This is a genomic window from Brevirhabdus sp. (genome assembly GCF_052826345.1).
Window position 1 is genome coordinate 1 of record NZ_JBRBUA010000005.1, and the last position, 26089, is coordinate 26089.

26 protein-coding genes are annotated in these 26089 nt (G+C 68.9%); 9 read left to right on the forward strand and 17 right to left on the reverse strand.

Annotation, left to right across the window (positions count from 1 at the left end):
* The 7 genes from ACU0BR_RS00230 to ACU0BR_RS00260 all read left to right on the forward strand — a co-directional run.
* The coding region (locus ACU0BR_RS00230; protein WP_446154826.1) for a sugar ABC transporter ATP-binding protein at positions 1–1126 on the forward strand (1126 nt) is incomplete at its 5' end.
* Between the two features lie 4 nt (positions 1127–1130).
* Positions 1131–2129, forward strand: a complete 999-nt coding sequence (locus ACU0BR_RS00235) for an ABC transporter permease (RefSeq protein WP_446154827.1) — start codon at positions 1131–1133, stop codon at positions 2127–2129.
* Positions 2130–2191: 62 nt separating this feature from the next.
* Positions 2192–3166, forward strand: coding sequence for a sugar ABC transporter substrate-binding protein (locus tag ACU0BR_RS00240; protein WP_446154828.1), 975 nt, complete (start codon positions 2192–2194; stop codon positions 3164–3166).
* 59 nt (positions 3167–3225) lie between these two features.
* Positions 3226–4419 (forward strand): iron-containing alcohol dehydrogenase family protein, encoded by a 1194-nt coding sequence (locus ACU0BR_RS00245; protein ID WP_446154829.1) that lies wholly within the window; start codon positions 3226–3228, stop codon positions 4417–4419.
* 34 nt (positions 4420–4453) lie between these two features.
* Entirely contained in the window at positions 4454–5986 is a 1533-nt protein-coding gene (locus ACU0BR_RS00250; protein WP_446154830.1) for an aldehyde dehydrogenase family protein, read from the forward strand.
* Between the two features lie 173 nt (positions 5987–6159).
* A complete protein-coding gene (locus ACU0BR_RS00255) occupies positions 6160–7455 on the forward strand; it encodes an amidohydrolase (protein ID WP_446154831.1) in 1296 nt (431 codons plus the stop codon).
* A 188-nt stretch (positions 7456–7643) separates the two neighbouring features.
* Complete coding sequence (locus ACU0BR_RS00260) at positions 7644–8543, forward strand: NAD-dependent epimerase/dehydratase family protein (protein WP_446154832.1); 900 nt, start codon at positions 7644–7646, stop codon at positions 8541–8543.
* Between the two features lie 81 nt (positions 8544–8624).
* Here the strand turns inward: ACU0BR_RS00260 and ACU0BR_RS00265 are convergent, their stop codons facing one another.
* From ACU0BR_RS00265 to deoC, 3 genes are all read right to left on the reverse strand, one after another.
* Complete coding sequence (locus ACU0BR_RS00265; RefSeq protein ID WP_446154833.1) at positions 8625–9605, reverse strand: EamA family transporter; 981 nt, start codon at positions 9603–9605, stop codon at positions 8625–8627.
* 260 nt (positions 9606–9865) lie between these two features.
* Positions 9866–12241, reverse strand: a complete 2376-nt coding sequence (locus ACU0BR_RS00270; protein WP_446154834.1) for an aldehyde dehydrogenase family protein — start codon at positions 12239–12241, stop codon at positions 9866–9868.
* A gap of 6 nt (positions 12242–12247) precedes the next feature.
* On the reverse strand, positions 12248–13291 hold the full coding sequence (deoC, locus tag ACU0BR_RS00275) for a deoxyribose-phosphate aldolase (RefSeq protein ID WP_446154835.1): 1044 nt from the start codon (positions 13289–13291) through the stop codon (positions 12248–12250).
* A 185-nt stretch (positions 13292–13476) separates the two neighbouring features.
* Here deoC and ACU0BR_RS00280 point away from each other — a divergent pair, with 185 nt between their 5' ends.
* Positions 13477–14175: a DeoR/GlpR family DNA-binding transcription regulator gene (locus ACU0BR_RS00280; protein ID WP_446154836.1), complete on the forward strand. Its 699-nt coding sequence runs from the start codon at positions 13477–13479 to the stop codon at positions 14173–14175.
* A 94-nt stretch (positions 14176–14269) separates the two neighbouring features.
* Here ACU0BR_RS00280 and ACU0BR_RS00285 read toward each other — a convergent pair whose 3' ends face one another.
* The 8 genes from ACU0BR_RS00285 to ACU0BR_RS00320 all read right to left on the reverse strand — a co-directional run bounded on the left by ACU0BR_RS00285 (position 14270) and on the right by ACU0BR_RS00320 (position 21585).
* Complete coding sequence (locus tag ACU0BR_RS00285; protein WP_446154837.1) at positions 14270–14968, reverse strand: haloacid dehalogenase type II; 699 nt, start codon at positions 14966–14968, stop codon at positions 14270–14272.
* 161 nt (positions 14969–15129) lie between these two features.
* Positions 15130–16122 (reverse strand): zinc-dependent alcohol dehydrogenase, encoded by a 993-nt coding sequence (locus ACU0BR_RS00290; RefSeq protein ID WP_446154838.1) that lies wholly within the window; start codon positions 16120–16122, stop codon positions 15130–15132.
* On the reverse strand, positions 16119–16880 hold the full coding sequence (locus ACU0BR_RS00295) for an SDR family NAD(P)-dependent oxidoreductase (protein ID WP_446154839.1): 762 nt from the start codon (positions 16878–16880) through the stop codon (positions 16119–16121). Before ACU0BR_RS00295 ends, ACU0BR_RS00290 begins: the two co-directional genes overlap by 4 nt.
* Positions 16873–18180, reverse strand: coding sequence for a histidinol dehydrogenase (gene hisD, locus ACU0BR_RS00300; protein ID WP_446154840.1), 1308 nt, complete (start codon positions 18178–18180; stop codon positions 16873–16875). Before hisD ends, ACU0BR_RS00295 begins: the two co-directional genes overlap by 8 nt.
* 12 nt (positions 18181–18192) lie before the next feature.
* The gene (locus ACU0BR_RS00305; protein WP_446154841.1) at positions 18193–19524 is read right to left on the reverse strand and encodes a TRAP transporter large permease; all 1332 of its coding nucleotides are present in this window, start codon (positions 19522–19524) and stop codon (positions 18193–18195) included.
* Between the two features lie 12 nt (positions 19525–19536).
* On the reverse strand, positions 19537–20052 hold the full coding sequence (locus ACU0BR_RS00310; protein WP_446154842.1) for a TRAP transporter small permease: 516 nt from the start codon (positions 20050–20052) through the stop codon (positions 19537–19539).
* A 166-nt stretch (positions 20053–20218) separates the two neighbouring features.
* Positions 20219–21367, reverse strand: a complete 1149-nt coding sequence (locus ACU0BR_RS00315) for a TRAP transporter substrate-binding protein (protein ID WP_446154843.1) — start codon at positions 21365–21367, stop codon at positions 20219–20221.
* Between the two features lie 29 nt (positions 21368–21396).
* The gene (locus tag ACU0BR_RS00320; RefSeq protein ID WP_446154844.1) at positions 21397–21585 is read right to left on the reverse strand and encodes a hypothetical protein; all 189 of its coding nucleotides are present in this window, start codon (positions 21583–21585) and stop codon (positions 21397–21399) included.
* A gap of 146 nt (positions 21586–21731) precedes the next feature.
* Between ACU0BR_RS00320 and ACU0BR_RS00325 the strand changes: the two genes are divergently transcribed.
* Positions 21732–22763 carry a LacI family DNA-binding transcriptional regulator gene (locus ACU0BR_RS00325; RefSeq protein ID WP_446154845.1) on the forward strand — a complete coding sequence of 344 codons (1032 nt, stop codon included), beginning with the start codon at positions 21732–21734 and terminating at the stop codon, positions 22761–22763.
* 49 nt (positions 22764–22812) lie between these two features.
* On the opposite strand, the gene ACU0BR_RS00330 is transcribed toward ACU0BR_RS00325, so the two are convergent.
* From ACU0BR_RS00330 to ACU0BR_RS00355, 6 genes are all read right to left on the reverse strand, one after another.
* On the reverse strand, positions 22813–23682 hold the full coding sequence (locus ACU0BR_RS00330) for a DUF2189 domain-containing protein (protein ID WP_446154846.1): 870 nt from the start codon (positions 23680–23682) through the stop codon (positions 22813–22815).
* Positions 23676–23846, reverse strand: coding sequence for a hypothetical protein (locus ACU0BR_RS00335; RefSeq protein ID WP_446154847.1), 171 nt, complete (start codon positions 23844–23846; stop codon positions 23676–23678). The genes ACU0BR_RS00330 and ACU0BR_RS00335 overlap by 7 nt, the downstream gene beginning before the upstream one ends.
* Complete coding sequence (gene ccoP / locus ACU0BR_RS00340; protein ID WP_446154848.1) at positions 23843–24721, reverse strand: cytochrome-c oxidase, cbb3-type subunit III; 879 nt, start codon at positions 24719–24721, stop codon at positions 23843–23845. Before ccoP ends, ACU0BR_RS00335 begins: the two co-directional genes overlap by 4 nt.
* Positions 24712–24882 carry a cbb3-type cytochrome oxidase subunit 3 gene (locus ACU0BR_RS00345; protein ID WP_446154849.1) on the reverse strand — a complete coding sequence of 57 codons (171 nt, stop codon included), beginning with the start codon at positions 24880–24882 and terminating at the stop codon, positions 24712–24714. The genes ccoP and ACU0BR_RS00345 overlap by 10 nt, the downstream gene beginning before the upstream one ends.
* Position 24883: 1 nt before the next feature.
* On the reverse strand, positions 24884–25660 hold the full coding sequence (gene ccoO / locus ACU0BR_RS00350; RefSeq protein ID WP_446154850.1) for a cytochrome-c oxidase, cbb3-type subunit II: 777 nt from the start codon (positions 25658–25660) through the stop codon (positions 24884–24886).
* Between the two features lie 4 nt (positions 25661–25664).
* A partial coding sequence (locus ACU0BR_RS00355; RefSeq protein WP_446154851.1) for a cbb3-type cytochrome c oxidase subunit I occupies positions 25665–26089 on the reverse strand: 425 nt, incomplete at its 5' end.

Genomic DNA, 26089 nt, shown 5'->3' on the forward strand with positions numbered 1-26089 from the left:
GCTCGGGATGGTCGGCGCGGATTTCCCCGCCACCGCCCGCGTGCGCGATCTGGGCACCGGCAAGCGCCAGCAGCTCGAGATCGCCAAGGCGCTCAGGAGCCATGCCAAGGTGCTCATCCTCGATGAGCCCACCGCCTCGCTGAGCCATGCGGAATCCGAGCGGCTGTTCGACGTGGTGCGCCGGCTGGCGGACGACGGGGTCGGCATCGTCTACGTCAGCCACCGGCTGGAAGAGATCGCGGGGCTCGTCGACCGGGTGACCGTCCTGCGCGACGGCATCTCGGCGGGCACCTATCCGGCGCGCGAGACCGGGCGGGACCGGATCGTGTCGCTGATCACCGGCGACGCGGGCAAGGCCCTGCACGCGAAGACCGCGCGCGCCGGGCGCCGGGCGGAGGAAGGCCCGCCCCTGCTGGAGGTCGCCGGGCTGTCGCGCGCGGGCGAGTTCGAGGATCTCGGCTTTGATCTGCGGCCGGGCGAGATCGTGGTGATCACGGGGCTTGTCGGCGCCGGGCGGACGGAGCTTCTGGAAACCGTGTTCGGCGTGCGGGCCATCGGCGCGGGCGAGATCCGCGTGGGCGGCAGGGCGGTCGCGCTGAAATCGCCCCGCGACGCGATTTCGGCCGGCATCGCGCTGATCCCCGAGGACCGTCGCGGTCAGGGCGTGTCGGTCATCATGTCGATCGGCGAGAACATCGCCCTGCCGATCCTGAGGCGTTTCATGGGGCGGGCGATGCTGGACCGGGGCCGCATCACGCGCCACGCCGCGCGCCTGATCGACAGGCTTTCGATCCGCACGCCCTCGGCCGATCTGGCTGCCGGGGCGCTGTCGGGCGGCAACCAGCAGAAGGTCGTCCTGGCCAAATGGCTGTCGACCGATGCCGAGGTTTTCCTGATCGACGAGCCGACGCAGGGCGTCGACGTCGGTGCCAAGGCCGAGATCTATGCCCTGATCGAGAGCCTCGCCGCGGCTGGTCGCGGGGTCTTGATGGTGTCTTCGGATCTCGAAGAGGTCCTGGCGGTCGCCGACCGCGTCATTGCCATGCGGTCCGGCCGGATCGTCGCCGAATTCGAAAACGTCGATCTGCCCGCCGAACGGGTCGTCGACGCGATAACAAACGGATAGATTGATGATGAGCGCTACGTCCACTCCTTCGAAACCCGCCGGGGCAGATCGCAAACCGTCCCGGTTTCCGGCCATCGACGCCGCGATCGTGGGGCCGGGGCTGGCGCTGATCGTGATGTTCGTCGTCTATTCGATCGCGAGTCCCTATTTCCTGACCACCCAGAACATCACCAACGTGCTGGTGCAAAGCGCGCCGCTGCTGGTCCTGGCGACGGGGCAGACCTTTGCGCTGCTCATGGGGGGACTCGACCTGTCGCAGGGCTCGGTGATCAGCCTGGTCAGCGTGGTGACGGCGAGCGTGATGATGAGCTTCGGGATCGTGCCGGGCGCGCTGCTCGGCATCGGGGCGGGGGCGCTGGTCGGGGTGGTGAACGGGCTGCTGGTCGGGCGCGCGCGGATCCAGCCGTTCATCGTCACCCTGGGGATGCTTTACATCGTGGCGGGGCTTGCCCTCGTCGTGTCGGGGGGGTCGACCATTTTCGGGCTGCCGCGCCCGGACGTGGATATCTTCTTCTGGTTCGGCGGCGGGTTCATCGGGCCGGTTCCCGTGCCCCTGCTGATCGCGGCCCTGCTGCTGGGGCTGGCGTTCTACGTGCTGGCGGGAACGCCGGTGGGGCGCCACATCTACGCGATCGGCGGCAATGAACAGGTGGCCGTGATGTCGGGGATCGACGTTGGCCGGGTCAAGATCTTCATCTTCGCGATCAGCGGTGCCTATGCGGCCGTCGCGGGGTTCATGCTGAGCGGACGGGTGATTTCCGGGCAGCCGCTGCTCGGGTCGGGCGAGCTGCTGCTTCAGTCGATCGGCGCGGTCATCATCGGCGGAACCAGCATCTTCGGCGGGCGCGGCGGGGTGCTGCGCACGCTGCTGGGCGTGCTTGTCATCGCCTTCATGGTGAATGGCCTCAACCTGCTGACGATCTCGACCTTCACGCAGCAGGTGATCGTCGGCGCCATCATCATCCTGTCGGCCTGGATCAATTCGTTCCGGCGCCGCAGCTGACCTGACAGGAAATTCCGCGCCGCAAAAGCAAACAAGGCCGGATGCAACAGAGGAGAAGACCCATGAAAACATTTGGAAGCGTGATGCGCGGCGTCGGTCTGGCGCTTGGCGCCGCACTGGCGGGCGCGGCGGGCGTGACCGGCGCGCTGGCCCAGGAAAAGGAGATCGCGGTGATGCTGCCCGCCGCGGGCGATCCGTATTTCAAGATGAAGTCCTACGGCTACATCGAGGAAGGCAAGAAGCGCGGCTACAAGGTCGAGATCTATGACGCGGGCGGCTACGGCAACCTGCAAAAGCAGGTCTCGCAGATCGAGGATGTGATCCAGCGCAAGGTCGCGGGGATCGTGCTGGTGCCCGCCAGTTCCGACGGCACCGTGCCGGTGGTGGAAAAGGCGATCGCCGCGGGCGTGCCCGTGGTCAACGACGGCATCGCCACCAAGACCGACAAGATCAGCGGGTTCGTCGGCGAGCCGTCCTATGTGATGACGGAGCTGCTGGCCGCCTATGCCGTCGACAAGCTGGGCGGCAAGGGCGACGTGATCCTGCTGTCGGGGCCGAGCGGGCTGGATCTGACCCGGTTCCGGGTCGACGGGTTCAAGGATTACATCGCGAAATACCCGGACATGAAGGTCGTCGCCGAGAAATTCACCTCCACCTCCTCGGCGGAGGCGCTGACCACGATGCAGGATTTCCTGCAATCCCGCCCGACGGTGAAGGTGGTCTACGCCTTCAACGGACCGATCGCGATCGGCGCGGTGCAGGCGCTGCGCGCGGCGGGCAAGAAGCCCGGTGACGTGATGATCCTGACCACCGACATGGAGCCGGAAACCCGGCGCCTGATCGAGGAAGGCTGGATCGACGCCACCGTGGTCAGCCAGCCGGTGACGATGGCGCGTCTTGCCGTGCAGCGCGCCATCGAGGCGAGCGAGGGCCAGTCCATCCCGGCGGAGACGCTGACCCAGGCGAGCCTGATCTCGAAGACCACGCTCGACGCGGTGGACCTGTCCGGGCAGGCCGTGCCCGACGACTGGAAATAAGACCCCAAGGGGCGCGGCGGCCCGAGCGGCCGCCGTCGCCTGCGATACAGGAGAGAGACATGACAACGCGGCGTTTCGATGGCACGGCTATCCCCAAGACAATCGTCAGCGGCCCGGGCTGCCGGTCCGGGATCGCGGCCGAACTGGACAGGCTGGGCGTCGGGCGCGTGGCGATCGTCAGCAGCGCCAGCCTGGCCGCCAAGACGCCTTTCCTGCGCGAGATCAGGCAGGCGTTGGGCGAGCGGGTGGTCGCGGTGATCGACCGGGTCGCGCCGAACCTGCCGGTCGAGACGGTGCGCCGCGCGGTGGAGCAGATGCGGCAGGACCCCCCCGAGGCGGTCATAGCCATCGGCGGCGGCATCGTGCACGACATGGCCAAGGCGATCGCGGTGATGTTGCCCAGCGGGCGCGACATCGTCGAATTCGTCAGCCGGTTCGAACCGCCCGACACGTTCCACGGCATCGACATCGACATCGCGCCCCTTCCGGTGCTGACGGTGCCCAGCACATTTTCGGCGGCCGATGTGGTGGCCGGCGGCGCGGTCACCGACAGCGCGCGCGGCGAGAAGCTGATCTTCGTGCATCCCAGGCTGACGCCGGCGGCGGTGTTCCTCGACGCGCAGGTCGTGGCCTCCACCCCGACGCGCGTTCTGGCGACCAGCGGGATGAACGCGGTCCACCACTGTCTGGAGGCGAGCTATTCCAAGGGTGCGCAGCCCGTCACCGACGCCTTCGCCTTCGCCGCCCTGCGCCATCTGCTGGAGACGCTGCCGCAGTTTTCCGAAGCGGCGCCGAAACCCGATCTGGCGACGGTGCAGCGGGCGATAGACGCGGCCTCGATGTCGGGGCTGACCTATGCGAACTCATGGCTGGGGATCGGTCATTCGGTCTGTCACAGCCTGGGCGGGCGCTATGATCTGTCCCACAGCGAGGCGAATTCGGTGATGGTGCTGCAAAGCCTGCGGTTCAATTTCGAGGCCGCGCTGCCGAAGCTGGCCGAAGCGGCCCGCGCGGCCGGTGTGGCCGGGGTGTCCGCCGTCACCGACGAGCGCGCCGCGGCCGAGGCGCTGGTGGCGGCGGTCGAAGCGCTGTCGGATGTTCTGGGCACACCGCGAAAACTGTCGGACATCGGGCTGCCCGCGGGGCAATCCGCGAAGATCGCGCAGGATGTGCTGGGCGATCCGCAGACTTACTGGAACCCGCGTTCCGCCACGGCGCAGGAGATCGCGGAATGGCTGGATGCGGCCTGGTGACGGGGCGCGCGGCGACAAGGACGAAGGCAGGCAGATGTTTCAATCCATGACCGATCGCCGCGCGCTGCTGCGCGAGGTATTCCCGGCGGATGCGGGCGAAGACACGCTGCCGCTGTGGATCAACGGCGCCTGGGTGGCGGCATCGCCCGGCCAGGTTTTCGACAGTGTGGACCCCGCGCTTGGCGAGACGCTGGTGTCGGTCGGCTCCGCCACGCGCGAAAACCTGGAGGACGCGGTGGCGGCCGCGCAGGGGGCGCAGCGGGAATGGTGGCGTCTGGATGGGCAGGACCGGGCCCGGATCATGCGCCGCATCGCGGATGCGATCCGCGATTACGCGCAGGCCCTGGGCACGCTCGACACGCTGGACGCGGGCCGACCGATACACGACACCATCACCCGCGACACCGAGCGCGCGGCGCGGTTGTTCGAGTTCTTTGCCGGCACGACCGACCGGCTGCGCGGCGTGTCGATCCCGGTCCAGCCGGGGCGCAGCAATTCCATCGAATACGAGCCGATCGGGATCGTCGGCGCGATCACGCCCTGGAACTATCCGCTGACCAATGCCGCGGGAAAGATCGCCCCGGCGCTGGCGACGGGCAATGCCGTCATCCTGAAACCGGCGGAGGAGACGCCGCTTTCGGCGCTGATGCTGGCCTGGGTGGCGCATCAGGCGGGGCTGCCCGCGGGCCTGCTGAACGTGTTGAACGGATCGGGGCCGACGATCGGCGATGCGATCGTGCGCCACCGGGACATCGGCAAGATCACCTTCACCGGGTCCACATCCGTCGGGCGCGGCATCGGCACGCTGGCGGGCGGCGCGCTGAAATCGGTCACGCTGGAGCTTGGCGGGAAGACCGGGTTCATCGTGCTGGCCGACGCCGATCTGGAACGCGCGGCCGATGCGCTGGTGTTCTCGGCGTTCAACAACGCGGGCCAGACCTGCACGGCGGGATCGCGGCTGCTGGTCGCGGACAGCGTGGCGGATGCGTTCCTGCGGATGGTCTCGGCGCGGATCGGCCGCATCCGGGCCGGTGATCCGCTCGACCCCGACACGCTGGTCGGCCCCACCATTTCCGCGCGGCACCGCGACCAGATCCGCGCGCGCATGAAAGAGGCCGAGGCGGCCGGGCTGGTGCCGCTGGACGCCGCGCGCGTGGCGGTGCCCGAGCAGGGTTTCTTCGTTCCCCCGACGGTCTATCTGGATGTCGATCCCGCCCATGCGCTGGCCCGGGAGGAGATTTTCGGCCCGATCGTCACCGTGAGCCGCTTTCGCGATGTGGATGAGGCGATCGCGATCAGCAACGCCACGCCCTACGGTCTGGCGACGACGGTGTTCACGACCAACATCCAGTCCGCGCGCCGGATTTCGCGCCGTGCCCAATCCGGTATCGTCTGGGTGAACACCGTTCACAGCCTGCATCCCGGCTCCCCCTATGGCGGCTACAAGCAGAGCGGCGTTGGCCTGGAAATGGGCGAGGAAGCCATCCGGCAGCATATGCACATCAAGACGATCTGGAGCGAGGACGGGGACTGGCAAAGCCCCTGGGGCGCGCTTGTGCCGGCATGAGCGGGGATCGGCGCGAGGGGGCGCCTGCGCCCGAGTCCGAGTCCGGGCCCGAGTCCGAGCCCGCGCCCCGGACCGGCGGTGCGCCGCGGTCTGACGCCACCGCGGGGGAGGGCGCGGGATCGCATCCGGGCCTGAATACGGACCTGAGTTCGGGCCTGAACCCGGGTCTGAACATGGACCCGGACCCCGCGCTGCACCGGCGGATCGCCGGGGACGCGGCCGCGCTGCGCGGCTGGCTGGTCGATCTGCGCCGTGACTTCCACCGCCACCCCGAGCTTGGCTGGCGCGAGACCCGGACCACGCGCAGGATCGTGGCCGAGCTCGAGGCGCTGGGGTTCGAGACGACATCGGGCCGCGATCTGCTGGGCGATGCCGCCCGGCTCGGCAAAAGCCGCAGCCCGGTGCCGGGTGAAGGCGATACCGGCTGCATCGCCGTCCATGACACCGGGCGGCCCGGCCCCACCGTGTGCCTGCGCGTCGATATCGACGCGCTGCCGATCCCCGAGGCGGCGGAGGACCACATTCCGGCCGAAGCGGGGTTCGCCTCGGCCGCGGAGGGGGTGATGCACGCCTGCGGCCACGACGGGCATATCGCGATCGGGCTGGGGGTGGCGCGCCTTGTCGGACCGCTGCTCGCGCGGGAGCGCGCGGGCGGTCGGGTGAAGCTGCTGTTCCAGCCCGCCGAAGAGGGCGGGCGCGGCGCGCGTGCCGTCGTCGATGCGGGCTGGCTGGAAGACGTGGATCTGCTGATCGCCGTCCATCTGGGACTGGGCGTGCCGAGCGGGTCGGTCGCACTCGGGGTCGACGGCTTTCTGGCGACACGGAAATTCGCGGTGACCCTCGACGGGCGGGCGGCGCATGCGGGCAAGGACCCGCAGTCGGGCCGCAACGCCTTGCTGGCCGCGTGCCAGATGGTGACCGGCCTGCACGCGCTGGCGCAATCGGGCGCGCGGGGGGTGCGTGTGAACGTGGGCCTGCTGGAGGCGGGAACCGCGCTCAACATCGTGCCGGCCTCGGCGCGGTTCGAATTCGAGATCCGGGCCGCGGCCAACGACACGCTGGAGGACCTGGACCGCCGCTGCCGTCGCCTGGTGACGGCAACAGCCACCGCGCATGGGATCGGCAGCGAGATCGAGCTGCGCGGCAGCGCCGATGCCTGGGCCAACCCTGCCGATGTGGCGACCTGGGCCGAGGGCGTGAACCGGGCGTCCGGTGCCTATGAGCACGCGCTGCGCGGCTTTTCCTTCGACGCGAGCGAAGATGCGACGGTGCTGGCCAACGCGGTTGCGGCGCATGGCGGCCGGGCCGGGATATTCGTGCTGGGGGCCGATCTGGCCAGCGGACACCACACGCCGCAGTTCGATTTCGACGAGGCCGCGCTCGTGCCCGGGGTGCAGCTTGTCACCGCGATGCTGGCCACCGCGCTGGCGCGGGCGGAGGGGGACGGCGGCGCATCGGGCGGCGGCTGAGCGCGCCGGGCGGAGGACGCGGCGGGCGCCGCGGCGCGCGCGGGGTGGTCGGCGGATCGGCAGGTTCACCGGGTCGTCCGCGGTCTGGTCCGCAGTAGGGCGCATCGTCTGGCGCATCATTTGTCCCGTCGCTTGCCCCTGCGCGCGGGGCGCCTATGCTCGTGCGGGAACCAGGCAGAGGGGGTCACATGCGTATTCTGTTCACCGGCGGATCGGGCAAGGCGGGGCGGCATGTGCTGCCCTTCCTGCTGGAATGCGGGCATCGGGTGGTGAATGCCGACCGTGTGCCGCTGGGCCATCCGGGCGTCGACGATCTTCGGGTGGAGCTGACCGACAGCGGCCAGGTCTTCAACGCGATGAGCGCGCTTGCCGGGCTCGACGAGCTGGAGGCCGAACGCGTGCCGCGCTATGACGCGGTGGTCCATTTCGCCGCCCTGCCGCGCATTCTGATCGAGCCCGACAACGAGACCTACCGCGTCAACGTGCTGTCGACCTACAACGTGCTGGAAGCGGCGGTGAAGCTGGGCATTCCCAAGGTCATCTTCGCCTCGTCGGAAACCACCTACGGCATCTGCTTCGCGCAGGGCGAGATGCGCCCAGACTATTTGCCCGTGGACGAGGCGCACCCGACGGTGCCGCATGACAGCTATGCCATGTCCAAGGTCGCGGGCGAGGCCGCGGCGCGCAGCTTTCAGGCGCGCAGCGGCATCGACATCTACGGGCTGCGCATCAACAACGTGATCGAGCCGCATGAGTATACCCGCGACTTTCCCGCCTATCTGGAAGATCCCGCGCTGCGGCGGCGCAACATCTTCGCCTATATCGACGCGCGCGATCTCGGGCATATGGTCGACTGCTGCCTGCGCACCGACGGGCTGGGCTATGAGGTGTTCAACGTCGCCAATCCCGACCTGTCGGTGGGGCTGAGCAACGCCGAGCTGCGCGCGCGGTTCTATCCCGACGTGCCGCTCAAGCGGGACATGGGCGGGGACGAGACCTTTTACGCGATCGACAAGGCGCGGCGGATGGTGGGCTTTGCCCCCCGCCACGGCTGGCGCGCGGCGCTCGGGCTGCCGTCGCCGGATTGAGGCTGTCGGCTCGGAGGGCCGGATCAGGGCGGACCGGGGCCGGGATGGTGCGGGGCCGGTCTGCGTCGGGTCGGCTGGCGCTCAGCCCTTGGCGATGCGCAGCAGTCCCGCGCCTATGATGGTGACCAGGGTGGCCGCGACCTTCGCCAGGTCGAGCCGTTCGCGCAGGAAGCCCACCCCGATCAGCAGCGCAAAGACGATCGAGGTTTCGCGCAGCGCGGTGACCAGCGCGATGGGCGCCAGCGTGAAGGCCCAGACCACCAGCGCATAGGCCAGGTAGGAGGCGCTGCCCCCGATCAGCCCCAGGCGCAGCAGCCGGGGATCGCGCGGCAGGCGCCGCAGCAGGTCGGGCTTGGCGAGGGCCGTCCAGGTGCAGAACACCGCCGCATTGCCGAGCGCGGCCCAGGTCCAGTAGCCGAGCGCGGTGCCCGCCGCCCGCGCGCCTGCGCCGTCGACCAGCGAATAGGCGGCGATGAACGTCCCGGTGCCGAGCGCCATGCCCACCGCGCGCGGATTGCGCGTGCCATCCGCGCGGCGCACCAGCGCGAGCGACAGGATGCTCGCCGCGATCAGCCCGATCGCCAGCAGTTCGGTGCGGGCAAGCGTCACCCCCAGCAGCCCCACCGAGACCGCCGCCACGATCAGCGGCGCCGATCCGCGTGCGATCGGGTAGACTTGCGTGAGATCGCCGATCCGGTAGCCCGCGATCAGGAACAGCTGATAGCCCAGATGCAGCGCGATCCCCGTCAGAAGCCAGGGCAGCCCGTCCGCCGCGGGAACCGGCACCAGCGGCAGCACGACAAGCGCGAGCGGCACATGGCCGATCACGACGGCGGCCATGGAGCTATGGGCATCCCCGCCGCCCTTGACGATGGCATTCCAGGTGGCGTGCAACAGCGCCGCCATCAGCACCGTGCCGAAGACCAGCGGCGTCACGCGCCGCGCCCCGGCAACACGCGCCGCGCGGGGGCGCCCCGCGGCCTTGGCGAAATGGGCACGGCAGGCGAAGCTGGCACGGTCATGAAAATCCCCGGTCGAAGCGATCTGTCCGACAGCTAACACGCGCCCATCGCACCGTCACGCGGCATTCACGGCACGCGACCGCCCTGCGCCGAGGTGCATGTGGACCGGCATGGCTGCCCCTCGCATGAATGGACCCGTCCGCCGAGCGGCCATATTCCGCGCGGGTTCGGCCAATGGACGATCCCAAGGGCTTTTTCCGATCCTGCGTGACGATCCCGCGCAGCGGGAGCCGGGCCGCGCGGTGCTGCACGCCGGGCTGGAGGCGCTTGCCGGGATCCCGGAACGGGCGGCGCACCGGCCTACTCTCCGTAGGGGACCCAGATGTTCTTGATCTGTGTGGCGTGGCGCAGGAACAGCTCGCCTTCGGTCTCGGGCGCCGACCAGTCCCAGGCGCGGCCGCCGTCGGTGAACACGCGCTTGAGGTTGCCGGTGGAGAGGTTTTCGACCGACCGCGCCAGATCCGCGGTGCCGAAGGCCCAGAGGGCATCGACCTCGTTGTGTCGGGCAAGCTCGGCCCCAAGGTCCGCGGCGCTGCCGGTGAGGATATTGAAGACGCCCGCCGGGACGTCCGAGGTTTCCAGCACCTGATAGAAATCCGTGGCCGAGAGCGGATGCATTTCCGAGGCCACGGCGACGACGCGGTTGCCCATGGCGATGAGCGGCGCGGTGGTGCTGATCAGACCCAGCAGCGGCGCCTCGTCCGGGCAGATCACCCCGGCGATGCCGATGGGCTCGGGCACCGCGAGGGCGAGACCGCGCATCGGGGGCAGGTGCACCGTGCCTTCGTATTTGTCGGCCCACGCAGCATAGCTGAAGAGCCGGGCCACGGAGGCGGAGACCTCGGCGCGGGCCTGTTCGGGCTTCGCGCCCGTTTGCAGGCGCAGCCGGTCGGCGAATTCCGCAGCGCGGGCGGAGAGGTTTTCGCCCATGTAATAGAGGATCTGCGCGCGGTTGTGCTGGCTTTTCGAGCCCCAGCCGGCGGCGGCGCGCGCCGCTTCCACCGCGTTGCGGATGTCCTTGCGGTTCGCCACGCCGACCTCGCCGAGCACCGAGCCGAGCGCCTCGCCCCCGGCGCCGGTCACCGGGCGGGCGTAGCCGCCGTCGGGCCGGGCCTGCTTGCCGCCGATGTAGAATTTCGCGGTCCGGTCGACGGTGTCGAGCGCGAAGCCCCGGGCCTTGGCGGGCGGGCCGGGTTTGCGCGCGGGCATCCTGGCGAAGGCCCGCGGCTTGAGGTAGTCGAAACAGCCCTCGCGCCCGCCCTCGCGCCCGAAGCCGCTTTCCTTCACCCCGCCGAAGCCCACGCCCGCATCCATGACATTGGTGCAGTTGACCCAGACGATGCCTGCCTGCACCTGCGCGGCCAGATCGAGCGCGAGGTTGATGTTTTCGCTCCAGACGCTGGCGGCGAGGCCGTAGCGGGTGTGGTTGGCAAGCTGGACGGCCTCCTCCGGGGTGCGGTAGGTCATGGACACGGCGACCGGGCCGAAGATCTCTTCGCTTGCCGCGTCGCAGGTGGGCGGCACGTCGCGCAGCACCGTCGCCGGGTAGAAGCTGCCGCCCTCGGGCAGGGCGGTTTCGGCTTGCAGCAGCGTGGCGCCCGCGGCGACCGCGCGCTCGACCATCCCGGCGATGCGGTCGCGCTGTGCGGCGTCGATGATGGCGCTCATGTCGATGGTCTTGTCCAGCGACGGGCCGATGCGCAGCGTCTTCATCCGCGCGGCCAGACGGGCGTGGAAGGTTTCGGCGACGCCCTCCTGCACGATCAGGCGAGAGCCCGCGCAGCAGACCTGACCCTGATTGAACCAGATGGCATCGACCACGCCTTCGACGGCGGCGTCGAGATCCGCGTCCTCGCAGACGATGAAGGGCGATTTGCCGCCAAGTTCCAGCGTCAGGGATTTGCCGCTGCCCGCGGTCGCCTCGCGGATGCGGCGCCCGACCTCGGTGGAGCCGGTGAAGGCGACCTTATCGACATCTTCATGCGCGGCGAGCAGCGCGCCGGTTTCGCCGTCGCCCGTGACGATGTTCAGAACGCCCTCGGGCAGCCCCGCCGCCTGCGCCAGTTCGGCAAAGAGCAGCGCGCTGAGCGGCGTCGCCTCGGCCGGTTTCAACACCACCGTGTTGCCGAGCGCCAGCGCGGGCGCGACCTTCCACGCCAGCATCAGCAGCGGAAAGTTCCAGGGGATGATCTGCCCGACCACGCCGAGCGGGTCGTAGCCCGCGAACTGGCTGTCCTGAAGCTGCGCCCAGCCCGCATGGTGGTAGAAATGGCGTGCCGCGAGCGGGATGTCGATATCGCGGGTTTCGCGGATCGGCTTGCCGTTGTCGAGCGCCTCGACCACCGAAAGAAGGCGCGCGTTGCGCTGGATGATCCGCGCCAGGGCGTAGAGTTTGCGCGCGCGGTCGTGGCCGGGCAGGGCGGCCCATGTCCTTTGCGCCTTGCGTGCGGCGGCGACCGCGCTGTCCACGTCGGCCGCGCCGCCCTGCGTGATGGCGGCCAGCCGCTGCCCGGTGGCGGGCTCGACCGTGTAAAAGCCGCGGCCGGGCGCGGTGAAACCGCCGGCGATGAAATGGCCGAAACGCCCGTCATGGGCGGTCAGCCACGCGCGCGCCTGGCTGTCGTCTTCCTTGCTGGGGGCGTAGTCCATGCTGTCGAAAAAGCTCGCGATTGTCATTGTGTCTTATCCGATCGGATGGCGACGGGCCGCGCTGTAGGCCCCGGTTGCGCGGTGTTCGAGTTGCCGCTCGATGTCGCCCAGAAGCGACGAGGCACCGATGCGGAAAAGATCCGGTTGCAGCCAGGCGTGGCCCAGCTCCTCCTTCATCAGGGCGAGATAGCTCAGCACGTCCTTCGCCTTCGACACGCCGCCGGCGGGTTTGTAGCCGATGTTGATGCCGGTCATGTCCCGGTACTGCCGAATGGCGCGCAACATGGTCAGCGACACCGGCAAGGTCGCGTTGACGCCCTCTTTCCCGGTGGAGGTCTTGATGAAATCGGCCCCCGCCATCATGCACACGAGGCTGGCCCTGGCCACGTTGCGCAGGGTTTTCAGATCGCCGGTGGCGAGGATCGTCTTGATGTGGGCCTGTCCGCAGGCGGCGCGGTAATCGCGCACCTCGTCGTAGAGCGCCTGCCAGTTGCCGACGAGCACATGCTCGCGGGTGATGACGATGTCGATCTCCTGCGCGCCGTCTTTGACCGAGGCTTCGATTTCCGCGAGCTTGGTCGCATGCGGCGCCAGCCCCGCGGGAAAGCCTGTCGAGACGGCGGCGACCGGGATGCCGGTTCCCGCCAGCGCATCCACGGCGGCGGCGACAAAGCGGTGATAGACGCAGACCGCGCCGGTCGTGATGCGCCGGTCGCCCATGCCGAGCGCCTCGAGCAGGTCCGGGCGCACCGGCTGCGCGGCCTTGGCGCATAGCCTGCGCACGCGCCCTTCGGTGTCATCGCCGTTGAGCGTGGTCAGATCGATGCAGGTCACCGCCTTCAGCAGCCAGGCGCCTTGCGCGTCGCCCTTGACCGCGCGGCGGCCGGGCAGGGCGGCGGCACGGCGTTCGGCGGCGGAGCGGTTCACCCGCACCGATTGCACGACCGACAGGTCCAGCGGCAGCCCGGGATTGCGCGCCGGGCCTTGCGTCTGACCGTCGGGGGGCGTCGAGGGTGCAGAAGAGGGCGCGGAGAAGGGCGCGGGAGAGGACGGCGACAGGGCGGCGGCTTGAGACATTGCGAAACCTTGTTGCGTGGCAAGACCGCCCCGGTGGGCCGCAGCGGAGGTTATCCGCATCCTACGCCTGCGTGTTTCGATTGCAACCTGTTTTTGTTACAACTATAACATCTCCGAGCAGGAGCAGACCGCATATGACCCACTCGGCACGCCGGGGCCTTGCGAAGGGCCGGAAGGACGCGCGCTTGCAGCTGTTGCAGCGGGCCGTGGCGCGCGATGGTGCCATGCATGTGCGCGCCGCGGCGGACCTGCTCGGGGTTTCCGAGATGACCGTCCGGCGCGATCTGCGCGACGGCTCCGGTTCGTTGCAGTTTTTGGGCGGCCATATCGTGCTGTCGCAGGAGGTCGTTCGCCGGGCGCCCTATGATCTGAGCGCGGCGGCGGACATCAACCAGCCCGCCAAACGTGCCGCCTGTGCGGCCTGCCTGCCGCTGGTGCGCGCGGAGGATACGCTGTTCGTCGACTGCGGCACGACCCTGCCCCATCTGGTGGCGTTGCTGCCCGACGACATGGAGCTGACCGTTATCTGTTACGCTTTGAACATCGCGGACATGGTGGTGCGCAAGCCGAATATCCGGCTTGTCCTGCTGGGCGGGGCGTATCATCCGCCGACGGCCTCCTTCTATCCGACGGAGGAGGACAAGACGCTGGAGGCCTATGCCATAACCCGGGCCTTCATGTCGGCCGCGGGTGTCGATGAAAGGCTGGGGGTGAGCTGCACCACCTTCCGCGAGGCGGCGCTGAAGCGCGCGGCGATGGCGCGGGCGCAAAGCCGGGTGCTGGTGGCCGACCGCTCGAAGTTCGGCCAGGTCCAGGCCGCAAGCTTCGCCGCCCTGACGGATTTCGAGCATATCGCGAGCGAGAGCGGCCTTTCGCGGCCCTGATCTGGTCGGCTCGATTGCGCCGGCTTGGGTTTGGGGGCCAATTCGGGCGCGGTCCGGGTGCGTCTCACCTGCACCGCCGGGCCGCGCCTGCCCTTCACCCTGCGCTGTTCGCGGCGATGATCCGATCCGCCAGCGTGCCAAGGTCATCGGCCGCGAGGTCGGGGGGCGGCGCGTCGGGGACGTGCAGCACGCTGTTGTTGGGACGCCGGATGAAGGCGCCCTGCCAGCCCGCGGCCTGGGCGCCGATGGTGTCCCACAGGTGGCAGGCGACCATGCAAAGCTGCGGCGGCGGGGTGCCCAGCCGATCCTGCACCATCGCATAGGTGTCGGGATGGGGCTTGAACTTGCCGACCTCGGCCACGCTGAAATGATGGTCGAAACACGCCGCGATACCCGCCTTTTCCATCGGGGTCGGCGCGGGCGCGGGCGCGGAATTGGTCAGGGTCGCCAGCGTGAAGCCCGCCTCGCGCAGCCGGGCGAGGGCGGGTTTCACATCCGCATAGGCGGGCATGGCGCCGATCCGCGACTTCAGCTCGTCGACGTCGCGATCGGCAAGCTGCACCTTCTTGTTGTCGGCGACCATGCGCAGGACGCCTTCGGCCAGGGTGCCGAAGGGCGCGTAGCGCCCCGAGAGGGTCATCGTCTGCGCATAGAGGATCAGCTCCGCGAACCATTCGCGCATGACGGAGCCGGCGCCGAACAGCCGTTCGAAAAGCGGCTCCAGCGTGGTGATGTCGAGCAGGGTTTCATTGACGTCGAAGACGATGCAGGAGACCGGCTTGGGGTCTGACATGGGCGATTTTCCTTGTCTGGGTTGATGGGTCTCGGCTGAGGGCGCTGAGGCGGAAGGTAAACCGATTTCGCGCGCGCGCCACCGTCGCGTGCCCCCTTCACCGTCGCGCGTCACCGTCGCGCGCCACGGGGCGGCGTCACGGGTTGGTCACGGGCGCGGCGTCAGGGGTTGGGACGCAGGATCACCTTGGGCGCCGCCGTCGCGCCCGCGCGGATGTCGGCGAAGGCGCGGGCGCCCTCGCCCAGCGGGCGGTCTTCGGTCCAGTCCAGCGCGCCAAGCCGCCCGTCGAAGATCGCTTGCGCCGTCTGGCGGAAATCCTCGGCCGTATAGGTGTAGCAGCCGATGAAGGTGATCTCGGCCAGCGTCATGCGGCGGATGTCCAGCCCGCCGCGATCCTCGCCCAGGCCGATATGGACGATGACGCCGCCGGGGCGCACCTGCGCGGAGGCGGTTTCGCGCGTCGCGGCAAAGCCCACGCCGTCCAGCACGATGTCGAACAGAAGCGCAGGGTCCAGCGCGTCGGGGCCCAACACCGTCTGCCCGCAGCGGTCCCGGAGATAGGCGCGCCGGATGGGGTTGGGTTCGAGCACGGTAACCTCGGCCACGCCCTGCGCCGCGAGGCTCAGCGCGCCGCCCAGCCCGATGGCGCCGCCGCCCAGCACCAGCGCGCGCGCGCCTTCCGTGCCCCCCAGTGCGGCCAGGCCCAGCCGCGACCCATGCCAGCCGCAGGCGATCGGTTCGGCCAGCGCCGCCTGGCCCATGGGCACGGCATCGGGAACGGTCACCAGGTTGCGCGCGGGCATGGCGACCCATTCGGCAAAGGCGCCTTCGCGCGGCGGCATCGAGATGATCTGCCGCTGCGGGCAGATGTTGTCGCGCCCGGCGCGGCAGGCGGGGCAATTGCCGCAGGTGACCAGCGGGTTGATCGTCACCCGCGCGCCGTCGCGCGGCCCGCCGGTGATCACGCCCGCGGCCTCATGCCCCAGGATCAGCGGCGCGGGGCGGCGCGCGTCATGGCCCAGATAGGCGTGCATGTCCGATCCGCAGATGCCCACCGCCTCGATGCGGATCAGATGTTCGTCCGCGCGGGCGCGGGGTTCGGGCACATCGCGGTAGACCAGCGTTTCCGGCGCGTCATAGACCAGGGCTTTCATCTTGCGGTGAACCCCCCGTCGACCATCAGGACCTGCCCCGTCACATAGGCCGAGGCCTGCGAGCAGAGAAACAGCAGCGGGCCGTCCAGATCCTCCAGCTGACCATTGCGGCCCAGGCAGGTCTGCGCGGCGTTGCGCGCGGCGCGGGCGGGATCGTCGAAGACCGCCTGCGTCAGCTCGGTGGGAAAGAACCCCGGCCCGATCGCGTTGGCGGTGATGCCCTGCGGGGACCACGCCTCGGCCATCGCGCGGGTCATTTGCGCCACGCCGCCCTTGGCCGTGCCATAGGCGATGCCGCCGGGACAGGCGCGCGTTGTCTGCAGAGAGGCAAAATTCACGATCCGCCCCCAGCCGCGCCGCCGCATCGCGGGCACCAGCGCCTGGCTGAGGAAAAAGGGCGCGCCAAGGTTCAGCGCCATCGTGATGTCCCAGCCTTCGGGGGTGACCTCATCCGCGGGCTGGCGGGTGTTGATCCCGGCGGCGTGCACCACGATGTCGGGCGCGCCGAAGGGCTGCACGATCTCGCAGGCGATGTCGGCGATAGCATCGCGGTCGGACAGATCCGCCGTGACCGAGGCCGCCTGAGGCCCGACCTCGGCGCACCACGCGGCCAGCGCATCGGCGCGGCGGGCGACGCCCACCACCCGCGCGCCCGCCGCCGCCAGCACCGTCGCCGCGCGGCGGCCCAGCCCGGAACTGGCGCCGGTCACGCAGGCGACGCGGCCCGTCAGGTCGAACAATGCGCGCGGATCAGCCATTGGCGGTCAGGTCGAACTGTTCGCCGGGGAAATACTTGGCCAGCCGCACGTCGGCGCTGCGGGCGTGGCCTTCCATGCCCTCCAGCCGGGAAATCCGCGCCGTCGCCTCGGCCACGCCCTTGGCGCCTTCGCGGGTGGCGCGCTGCCAGGTCACCATCTTCATGAACTTGTGCACGCTCAGCCCGCCGGTATAGCTGGCCGCGCCCGAGGTGGGCAGCACGTGGTTGGTGCCGCTGGCCTTGTCGCCATAGGCCACGGTCGTCTCTTCGCCCAGAAACAGCGAGCCGTAGCAGGTCAGCCGCCCCAGCCACCAATCCAGATCCCGCGCCTGCACGGTCAGATGTTCGGGGGCGTAGGCGTCGGAGGTGGCGGCCATTTCCTCGCGGCCGACGCAGACCATCACCTCGGCATAGTCGCGCCAGGCGGCGGCGGCGTTTTCGCGGTTGACCTGGGGCAGATCCGCGATCAGCCGCGGCACCAGATCCATGACCTTCTCGGCCAGCGGGCGGTGATCGGTGACCAGCCAGACCGGCGAGTTGTAGCCATGTTCCGCCTGGCTGACCAGGTCGGTGGCCACGACATGCGCGTCGGCGGTGGCGTCGGCCAGGATCAGGCTGTCGGTGGGGCCCGCGATCATGTCGATGCCCACGCGCCCGAAGAGGATGCGCTTGGCCTCGGCGACGAACTGGTTGCCGGGGCCGACGAGGATGTTGGCCCTGGGCAGGTCGAACAGCCCGAAGGTCATCGCCGCGACCCCCTGCACCCCGCCGATCGCCATGATCGTATCCGCGCCGCAGATATGCGCGGCATAGACGATGGCGGGGGCCACGCCGACGCCGGGGCGCGGCGGCGAGCAGGCCATGATGTGGCTGCACCCGGCGACCTTGGCGGTGGTCACCGTCATGATCGCGCTGGCGATGTGGCTGTAGCGCCCGCCCGGCACGTAGCAGCCCGCCGCATCCACCGGGATCGCGCGCTGCCCGGCCGTCAGCCCCTTCACCACCTCGCATTCGACGTCGCGCACGGTGGCTTTCTGCGCCTCGGCAAAGCGGCGCACGTTGTCGTGGGCAAAGCGGATGTCGGCCTTCAGCCGGTCGGGCACCTTGGCGCAGGCGGCGTCGATCTCCGCCTGGCTCAGGATGATGTTGCCGTCGTATTTGTCGAACCTGGCGGCGTATTCCAGCGCCGCCGCCTCGCCGCGCGCCTCGATGTCGTCGAGGATGCCCTGCACGATCTGGTGCACGTCCGAGGCATCCGATTTCGAGGTCAGCGGCGCTTTCTTGAGGTAGTCACAAGCCATGTCGGTAGGGTCCTATTTGTAGATGTCGGGAAGCAGCGTCGTCGAAATCGCCGGGATATAGGCGATCAGCAGGACGACGATCAGCATGAAGAAGACGAAGGGCAGCGCGCGTCCGGCGATCTTGAGGATGGATTCGCCCGTGATCCCCGAGACGACGAAGAGGTTCAGCCCCAGCGGCGGCGTGATGAACCCCACGCCCAGCGCGGTGATCATCATGATCGAGAACTGGATCTCGTTCATGCCGATGTTGTCGGCCAGCGGTTTCAGGATCGGGGCCAGGATCACGATGTTGGGCGTGGTTTCCATCACGCAGCCGGCCGCGATCAGGATCGCGATCATCAGCAGGATCAGGATCGTGGGGTCGTCGGTCAGCGAGGTCACCGAATAGACGAACCCCTGCGGCACGCCCATGATCGCCAGCGCCTGGGCCAGCGGCAGCGAAAAGGCGATGATCGGCAGGATCACCCCGCTGACCTTGGCCGAGCTGAGCAGCATCTGCGGAAAATCCGACAGCCGCAGCGTGCCCAGGATGAAGCCGATGATGATGGTGACCACCACCGCCGTCGCGCCCGCCTCGGTCGGGGTCAGCCGCCCCGAAAAGATGCCGTAGAAGATGATGCCGGGCACGATGAAGGCATACCACCCCGACAGCAGCGCCTGTCCCAGGTTGCGCGCCCATTCCGACGCGGTCATCAGCCCGCCGCCCTCATAGCCGTAGATCCGGTTCATCACGATGTTGGTCAGCAGGATGGACAGCAGGATCGCGGTGCCGGGGATCAGTGCCGCCAGGAACAGCGTCGAGGCCGAGATGCCGAGCACCAGCCCGATGATGATATAGGCGATCGAGGGCGGGATCAGGATGCCGGTGCAGGCGCCCGCCGCGACCAGCGCGCAGGCATAGGGGCGCGGGTAGCCCGACTCGACCAGCCGGTCGATGGTCATCCGTCCGACCGCCGCCGCCCCCGCCGCATCCGATCCCGAGATCGCCGAGAACATGCCGCAGACCAGCACCGTCGCGCTGCCGAAGCCGCCCCGGGCCCAGCAGGTCAACGCCTCGGCCACGTCGAGGAATTTCCGGCTGAGCCCGGTGCGCACCAGAACGTCGCCGGTCAGGATGAACAGCGGCACCGCCGTCAGCGCGAAGGCGTCGATCCCGTCGAACAGGCTTTCGCCGATCAGCGACAGCGGCAGGTCGCCCGACATCACCAACATGCCGATCGCCGCCACCCCGATCGCCGCCCAGACCGGCACCGCCAGCGCGCAGAGCGCCACGAACATGATCACCGGCAGGTAGAACGACCAGTCGAGCACGACCGACTGTTCCTGCAACGTGTTCCAAAGCATCGCGCGCCCCCCTCAGTCGAACAGCTTGTCGCCTTCGTAGACGGGCGTGCCGTCGCGAAGGCTGCGCAGATCGCGCAGGAAGGATTGCGTCAGGCGCAGGATCATCAGACCGAAACCCAGCGGAACCGCCATCAGGAACCAGACCATCGATATGCGCAGCCCGTGGCTGACCGATCCGAATTTGGCCGAGACCATCACCGTCTCGAACGACCAGTAGAGCGCCACGGCGGCGACCGCGAACATCACCAGATCGCCGAACATGTAGACCGCCGCCTTGGCGCGCGGCCCCAGGTAGTGCAGCATCACGTCGATGCGGATGTGCCCGCGTTCGCGCACCGCCGCGGCGGCGCCGACCCAGGCGAGATAGATGAAGCTGTAGCGCACGATTTCTTCGCCCCAGATGGAGGAATAGGCAAAGATCTCGCGGCGCAGGACCTCGACCGCCATGGTGGCGACGAGCATCACGTAAAAGACCAGAAGCGCCCATCTTTCGGCGTTCGCATCCAGCAGGCGAATGATCCTGAGCATGGCATTCTTTCACAAACGAGTGCAGACGCGGGGCCGGGGTCGCATTGGCGATCGGCCGCGCGCGGTCCTGTCCGGGGCTTGTCGGTCGCGACACGAGGTGGCGTTGCGGGGCGGAAAGGGGACGGAAAAGGGGGGCGGCGCGGCTTCGCGCGCGCGCCCCGCCCGTTCAGGCGTCGTGGACGTAATAGCGCCCGCGGGTGCCTGCGGCTTCTTCCAACTTGGCGAAGGCGTCCATCGAGCCGGCCAGCTCGGTCTTGAACTGGTCCCATTCCGACCGCTGATAGCCGCCCGCCTCTTTCCAGGCGCCCAGCTGGTCGTCGGTCAGCGAATGGAACTCCACCCCCGATTTGCGCAGCTCGGCCATCGCATAGGCGCGCGCACCGGGCACTTTGGCGAGGTTCTGCTGGCCGGTGATCTCGCCCGCGAATTCCACCGCGTCCTGCAGGTCGCTCGGCAGGGCGTTGAACCATTCCAGGTTGATCGAATAGACCTGACTGTCGGGCACCGCCTGGGTAAAGGTCACATGGCTGAGGATGTCCTTGAAACCGAAGGTGTAAAGCGCACCCACCGCCGGGTCGAGCGCATCCGCGACGCCCTGTTTGATGGCCGAAGGCGTCTCGCCCCAGGCGACGGGCGTGGGGTTGGCGCCGACCATGCGGTAATACTGTTGCAGCATCTTCGATCCGGGCACGCGGAACTTGACGCCCTTCAGATCGTCGGGGGCCATCACCGCGCCCGCGCCGCCCTTGCGCACCGCGACGACGCGCGGGTCGATCACCACGTAGAACAGCGACTTGAACCCGGAGGCCTCGACCTTGGGGTGAACCTCCTTTTTCCAGGCGTCGGAATGCACCAGGTTGGTGAACCGCTGGTTGGAGCCGCAGAAATAGGGCAGGTTGATCAGATCAACCGCGCTGGCGAAGGGCGCGAAATTCGCCAGCGAATGCTGCGCGCCCTGGATGGTGCCTGCCTGGACCTTCTGGACCAGCGCACCGCCCACACCCAGCTGGCCGCCGGGGGCGAGCTTGACGTAGATCTTGCCGTTGCTGGTGTTCTGGATGTTTTCCTTCAGGTCGAGCTGCATCAGCGGGTAGCTGCGCGACGCGCCCAGCACATAGGCGGTCGCGATGGTCATCACATGCTCCGCCGCCTTTTGCTTGTCACGCTCCTCCGACGCGGTCTGCGCGGCGGCGGGGGCCGACCAGAGCGTGCCGGCCGCACCCGCGACCATCGCGGCGGTAAAGCCGCCCGCGCTTGCCAGACGCAGGAAATTGCGCCGCGTGGCCGACTCCAACTCTTTGCTTTCGCTGTCCATCATTCATCCTCCCAGTGAATTTCAGTGATCTATGCGCCGCCGTCCCGTTTGTTTCGGATGGCTTCTCGCTTGAGGATCGCCACGACGAAAAACACCGATGCTCCCAGCAGCATCAGCATCTCTCCCACGTCGCTCAGGAACACCTTGCCGCCCGTCGAGCCGATGATGACATCGGCCGCGAAGATCGCGAACAGGATGGCGGCTATCAGCATCGACATTGCGGCGAACTCCGGCATTACGGCGATTCTGTCAAAAATGTAAGCGCTTACAAATTTCAATGCAAGCGCTTACATTTTGCCTTCCGCGCCGCTACATTGCAAGACCGCGCGGCGCCCTGCGCGCCGCCCACAAGGATGCCCCCGCGATGAAAGGTCTCAGAACCACCCCCACGTTGCAGGACGTCGCCCTCCGGGCGGGGGTCTCGACGGCCACGGTCTCGCGCTGTCTGAACACGCCGCAGCAGGTCGTCGAGAAGACGCGCCTGAGGGTCATGCAGGCGGTGCGCGATCTGGGCTATTCGCCGAATTTCGTGGCCCGCGCGATGGTGGCGCGGCGTACCAACACCATCGGCGCGATCATCCCGACGATGGAAAACGCGATCTTCGCGCGCGGCCTTCAGGCCTTTCAGGAGGAGTTGAACGCCCAGGGGTTCACGCTGCTCGTGGCCAGCTCGTCGTACCGGCCGGATCTGGAGGAGACGCAGATCCAGTCGCTGGTCGCGCGGGGTGCGGATGCGCTGCTGCTGATCGGGCATGACCGCGACCCTGCGATCTACGAATTCCTCAGGCGGCAGGACAAGCCTGCGCTCGTCGCCTGGACATATGATCCGGCGGCCGGGCAGGCCTCGATCGGGTTCGACAACCGCGCCGCGATGCATGAGCTGACGGCGCGCGTCATCGCGCTGGGGCATGAGCGTCTGGCGCTGATCTCGGCGGAGACGGCGACCAACGACCGGGCGCGCAGCCGCCTTTCGGGGGCGCGGGACGCGATGCGCGAGGCCGGGCTTTGCGATGCCCGGCTGCACGTGATCGAGACGCCCTATGGCATCGGCAACGGTGCGCAGGCGTTCGAGGCGCTGGCCCGCGCGCCCGATCCCGCCACGGTGGTCATGTGCGGCAACGACGTGCTGGCCGTGGGCGCGCTGCGCCGCGCGCGCGAGATGGGGCTCGACGTGCCGGGGCAGGTGTCGATCACCGGCTTCGACGACATCGAGCTGGCGCAGGTCGCCGTGCCTGCGCTGACCACCATCCACGTGCCGCACCGCGAAATGGGGCGCCGCGCGGCCCGGATGCTGATCAAGATGGTCGAGGGCGAGGCGCCGCCCGATCCCGTCAGGCTGGAGACGCAGTTGATCTGGCGCGAGTCCCTCGGCCCGCCGGCGGGCGCTCGGGCGTAGCGGGCGGAGCTCGGCGACGGGCCCGGCCGTGCCAGCCCCGATGGCCGCGTCAGCGCGCCGGGGCGTGCTGGGTCCGGCCGATCGGCGCGGCGGGGTCCATGGCGCGGTAGGCGTGCCATGTCGCATGGCCGAGCAGCGGAAAGACCACCACCAGCCCGACAAAGACGGTGGCGACCGAGGCGATGAACAGCGCCAGCACGATCGCGCCCCAGGTCAGCATGACCGGCAGGTTGGCCCAGACCGTCGCCATGCTGATGCCCATGGCCGACAGCGCGTCCGTCCGCTCGGTCAGCAGCATCGGCACGGCGAAGACGCTGATCGCGAAGGCGAAGGCCGCGAACAGCGCGCCGACGATGCTGCCCGCCGACAGCAGCGCCCAGCCGGTCGGGGTCAGCAGCAGCATCGGGATCAGCGCGTCGGTGCCGGGGAAGGGCACCATGCCGAAGAAGAGCGCATAGATCAGCACCGCCGCCCTGAGCCACAGCAGGAACAGCCCCAGAAGCATGACCCCCATGAAAAGCGCCTGATGGCCCGAACGGGGCCGCACGAAGATCATCCGCGCCAGGCCGATCCTTTCGCCCGCCTCCAGCGCGCGGCTCTTTTCGTAAAGGCCGTTGGCGATCAGCGGGCCGAGGACCATGAACCCCGAGAGCGCCGGAAACAGCGCATATTCGTAGCGGTACTGAAACAGCGCCCAGACCACGAGGAAGGAGAGCGCGAAGACGCTCAGCCCGTAGAGCAGGCTGGGCACGGGATTGATCCGCAGGTCGGACCAGCCCGCCCGCAACCAGGCGAAGGCCGCGCGCGGCGGAAGCGCGCGCGCCCGCGGGTTTTCGCGCGGCAGGGGGGGCACGAAACCGGGGATGTTCCTGTCGGGGGGGGGCGGCGCGTCGGGGTCGTTGGTGAAATCGCTCAGCATGAGGGTTTCGCCGCGCGCGGGGCGGCGCCTTTCGCGAATGGGTCATCGAGGACGCAATCGGGCTGCGAGCCGATGGCGATGGTGACGAGATGGGCGTTGGCCGCGACGAAGCCCGCGACGAGCAGACCGGCCGAGGTCATGGCCACAAGGCGCGGGCGGCTCATCGGGCCCGCTCCGCGCCGAGGTTCTGGATATAGAGCGTGAGCGCCATGCGGTCGGCGGTGGTAAGCCTGTCTTCCCAGGCGGGCATCCACCCCTGGCGGCCCAGCTTGACGGTTGCGACCATGGACGCCTCGTCGCCTCCGTAGATCCAGAAATCATCGGTCAGATCGGGCGCCCCGATCGTGCGGTCGCCCTTGGCGTTCTCGCCGTGGCAGCTTGAGCAGTTCTCGGCGAAGATCGCCTTGCCCTCGGCCAGGCGCTGCGGGTCGGCCTGCCCGTCGCCCGCCGACAGGGACCGGACGTAGCTGACCACGGTGCGGATCTGCGGGTCGCTCAGAATGCCGGTCGCGCCGAAGGCGAGCATCTGCGAGCTGCGGGTTTCGGGGTGGGGCGCGTTGATGCCCACGCGCAGCGTTTCCATGATCGTATCCGCATCGCCCCCCCAGAGCCACGCATTGTCGACGAGGCTGGGAAAGCCCGGCCCGCCCGCCGCGTCCGTGCCGTGGCAGGCCGCGCAATTGTCCCCGAAGAGGGCGGGCGCGGTGCCCGCGACATAGGCCATCAGGGGGGGCTCCTGCCGGATGTCCCGGGCCGGAAGCGTGGCCAGCGGTTGCGTCCGCGCGGCCCGCTCCGCGCTGGCGGCCGCAAGCTGGCGGTCGAGCCGCGTCTGGTCGTCGTAGCCCAGAACGCCCTTGGTGTAGGTCGTGACCAGCGGCCAGGCCGGCATCAGCACCCAATAGCCGAGCGCCCAGACGTGGGTGAGGCCGACGGCCCACCAGATCGCCCGCGGCACGCGGGTGTTCAGCTCGGTGATGCCGTTCCATTCGTGGCCGGTGGTCTCATGACCGCTCAGCGGATCGCGTTGCCTTACCGACATGGGCCGTCCTCATCGTCCAGAACGCTGTTGGCGGCCTTTTCGAAACGCGGTCCGAGCGAGGGCCAATAGGCGTAGAGGGTGATCGCCACCGACAGGGCGATCAGGTAGAGCAGCCCGAAGGACTTGGCGAAGGCGGATGTCGTCTCATAGTTCAGTTCCATGTCATTGCCCCCTCGGCGGTTGGGTTCTGGCGGGCAGGTCGGTCAGCCCGCCCAGGATTTGCAGGTAGGCGACGAGCGCATCCATTTCGCTCAGCCGGTCGCGGCGGCCGTCGAAGGCGCGCACGTTCGTCGCATCGCCGTAGCGGGCGAAGACACCGTCGGCGCGGTCCGTGTCGGGCAGCGCCTGACCCAGCGCGTCGCTCGCGGCGTTGGCGATCTGCGCGTCGGTATAGGGAACGCCCACCGTGCGCAGCGCGGCCAGCCGGTCGGGCAGGCTGGCGGTGTCGAGCGTCGCGTCGAGCAGGAAGGCGTATTGCGGCATCACCGATTGCGGCACCAGGGCGCGCGGATCGGCCAGATGGCGCACCTGCCAGTCGTCGGAATATTTCTCGCCCACCCGCGCAAGGTCGGGGCCGGTCCGTTTCGACCCCCAGAGCATCGGGTGATCGTACTGGCTTTCGACTGCCAGCGAATAGGGGCCGTAGCGGTCCACCTCATCCCTGAGCGTGCGGATCATCTGGCTGTGGCAGGCGTAGCAGCCCTCGCGGATGAAGATGTCGCGTCCCGCCTGTTCGAGCGGTGTATAGAGCCGCATGTCGGGGGCCGCCTCGACGGTGCCGTCGATGGTGAAGAGCGGCGCGATCTCGACCATGCCGCCCACGCCCGCGGCAAGGATGATGCCGGCCGCGAGGGTCATGGAATGCCGCTCGGCACGGTAGTGCGTCCTGGCGTGGAACTCGAAGAAGCGGGCGAAGGGTTTGAGGAGTGTCTTGAACATGGGTCTACTCCGCCGCCGGGACGGCAGGCTCGAGCGCCTCCGATCCGGTGGGATAGTCGCGTTGCGGGGTTCGGTGGGGCGCGGTGCGGATCGTCATCACCACGTTGAAGACGCAGATGACCGCCCCCGCCAGGAACATGGCGCCGCCGATGGCGCGCGCGATGTAATAGGGGTGCATCGCCACCAGCGTGTCGGTGAAGGAATAGGCGAGCGTGCCGCTTTCGGTGTAGGTGCGCCACATCAGCCCCTGGGTGATGCCGCTGTTCCACATCGCGAAGACGTAGATGACCGTCCCCGCGAGCGCGAGCCAGAAGTGCCATTCGACCAGCGCCGCGCTGTACATGGCCTGCCTGCGCCAGAGCAGGGGCACCACCGCATAGATCGACCCGAAGGTGATCAGCGCGACCCAGCCCATCGCCCCGGCATGTA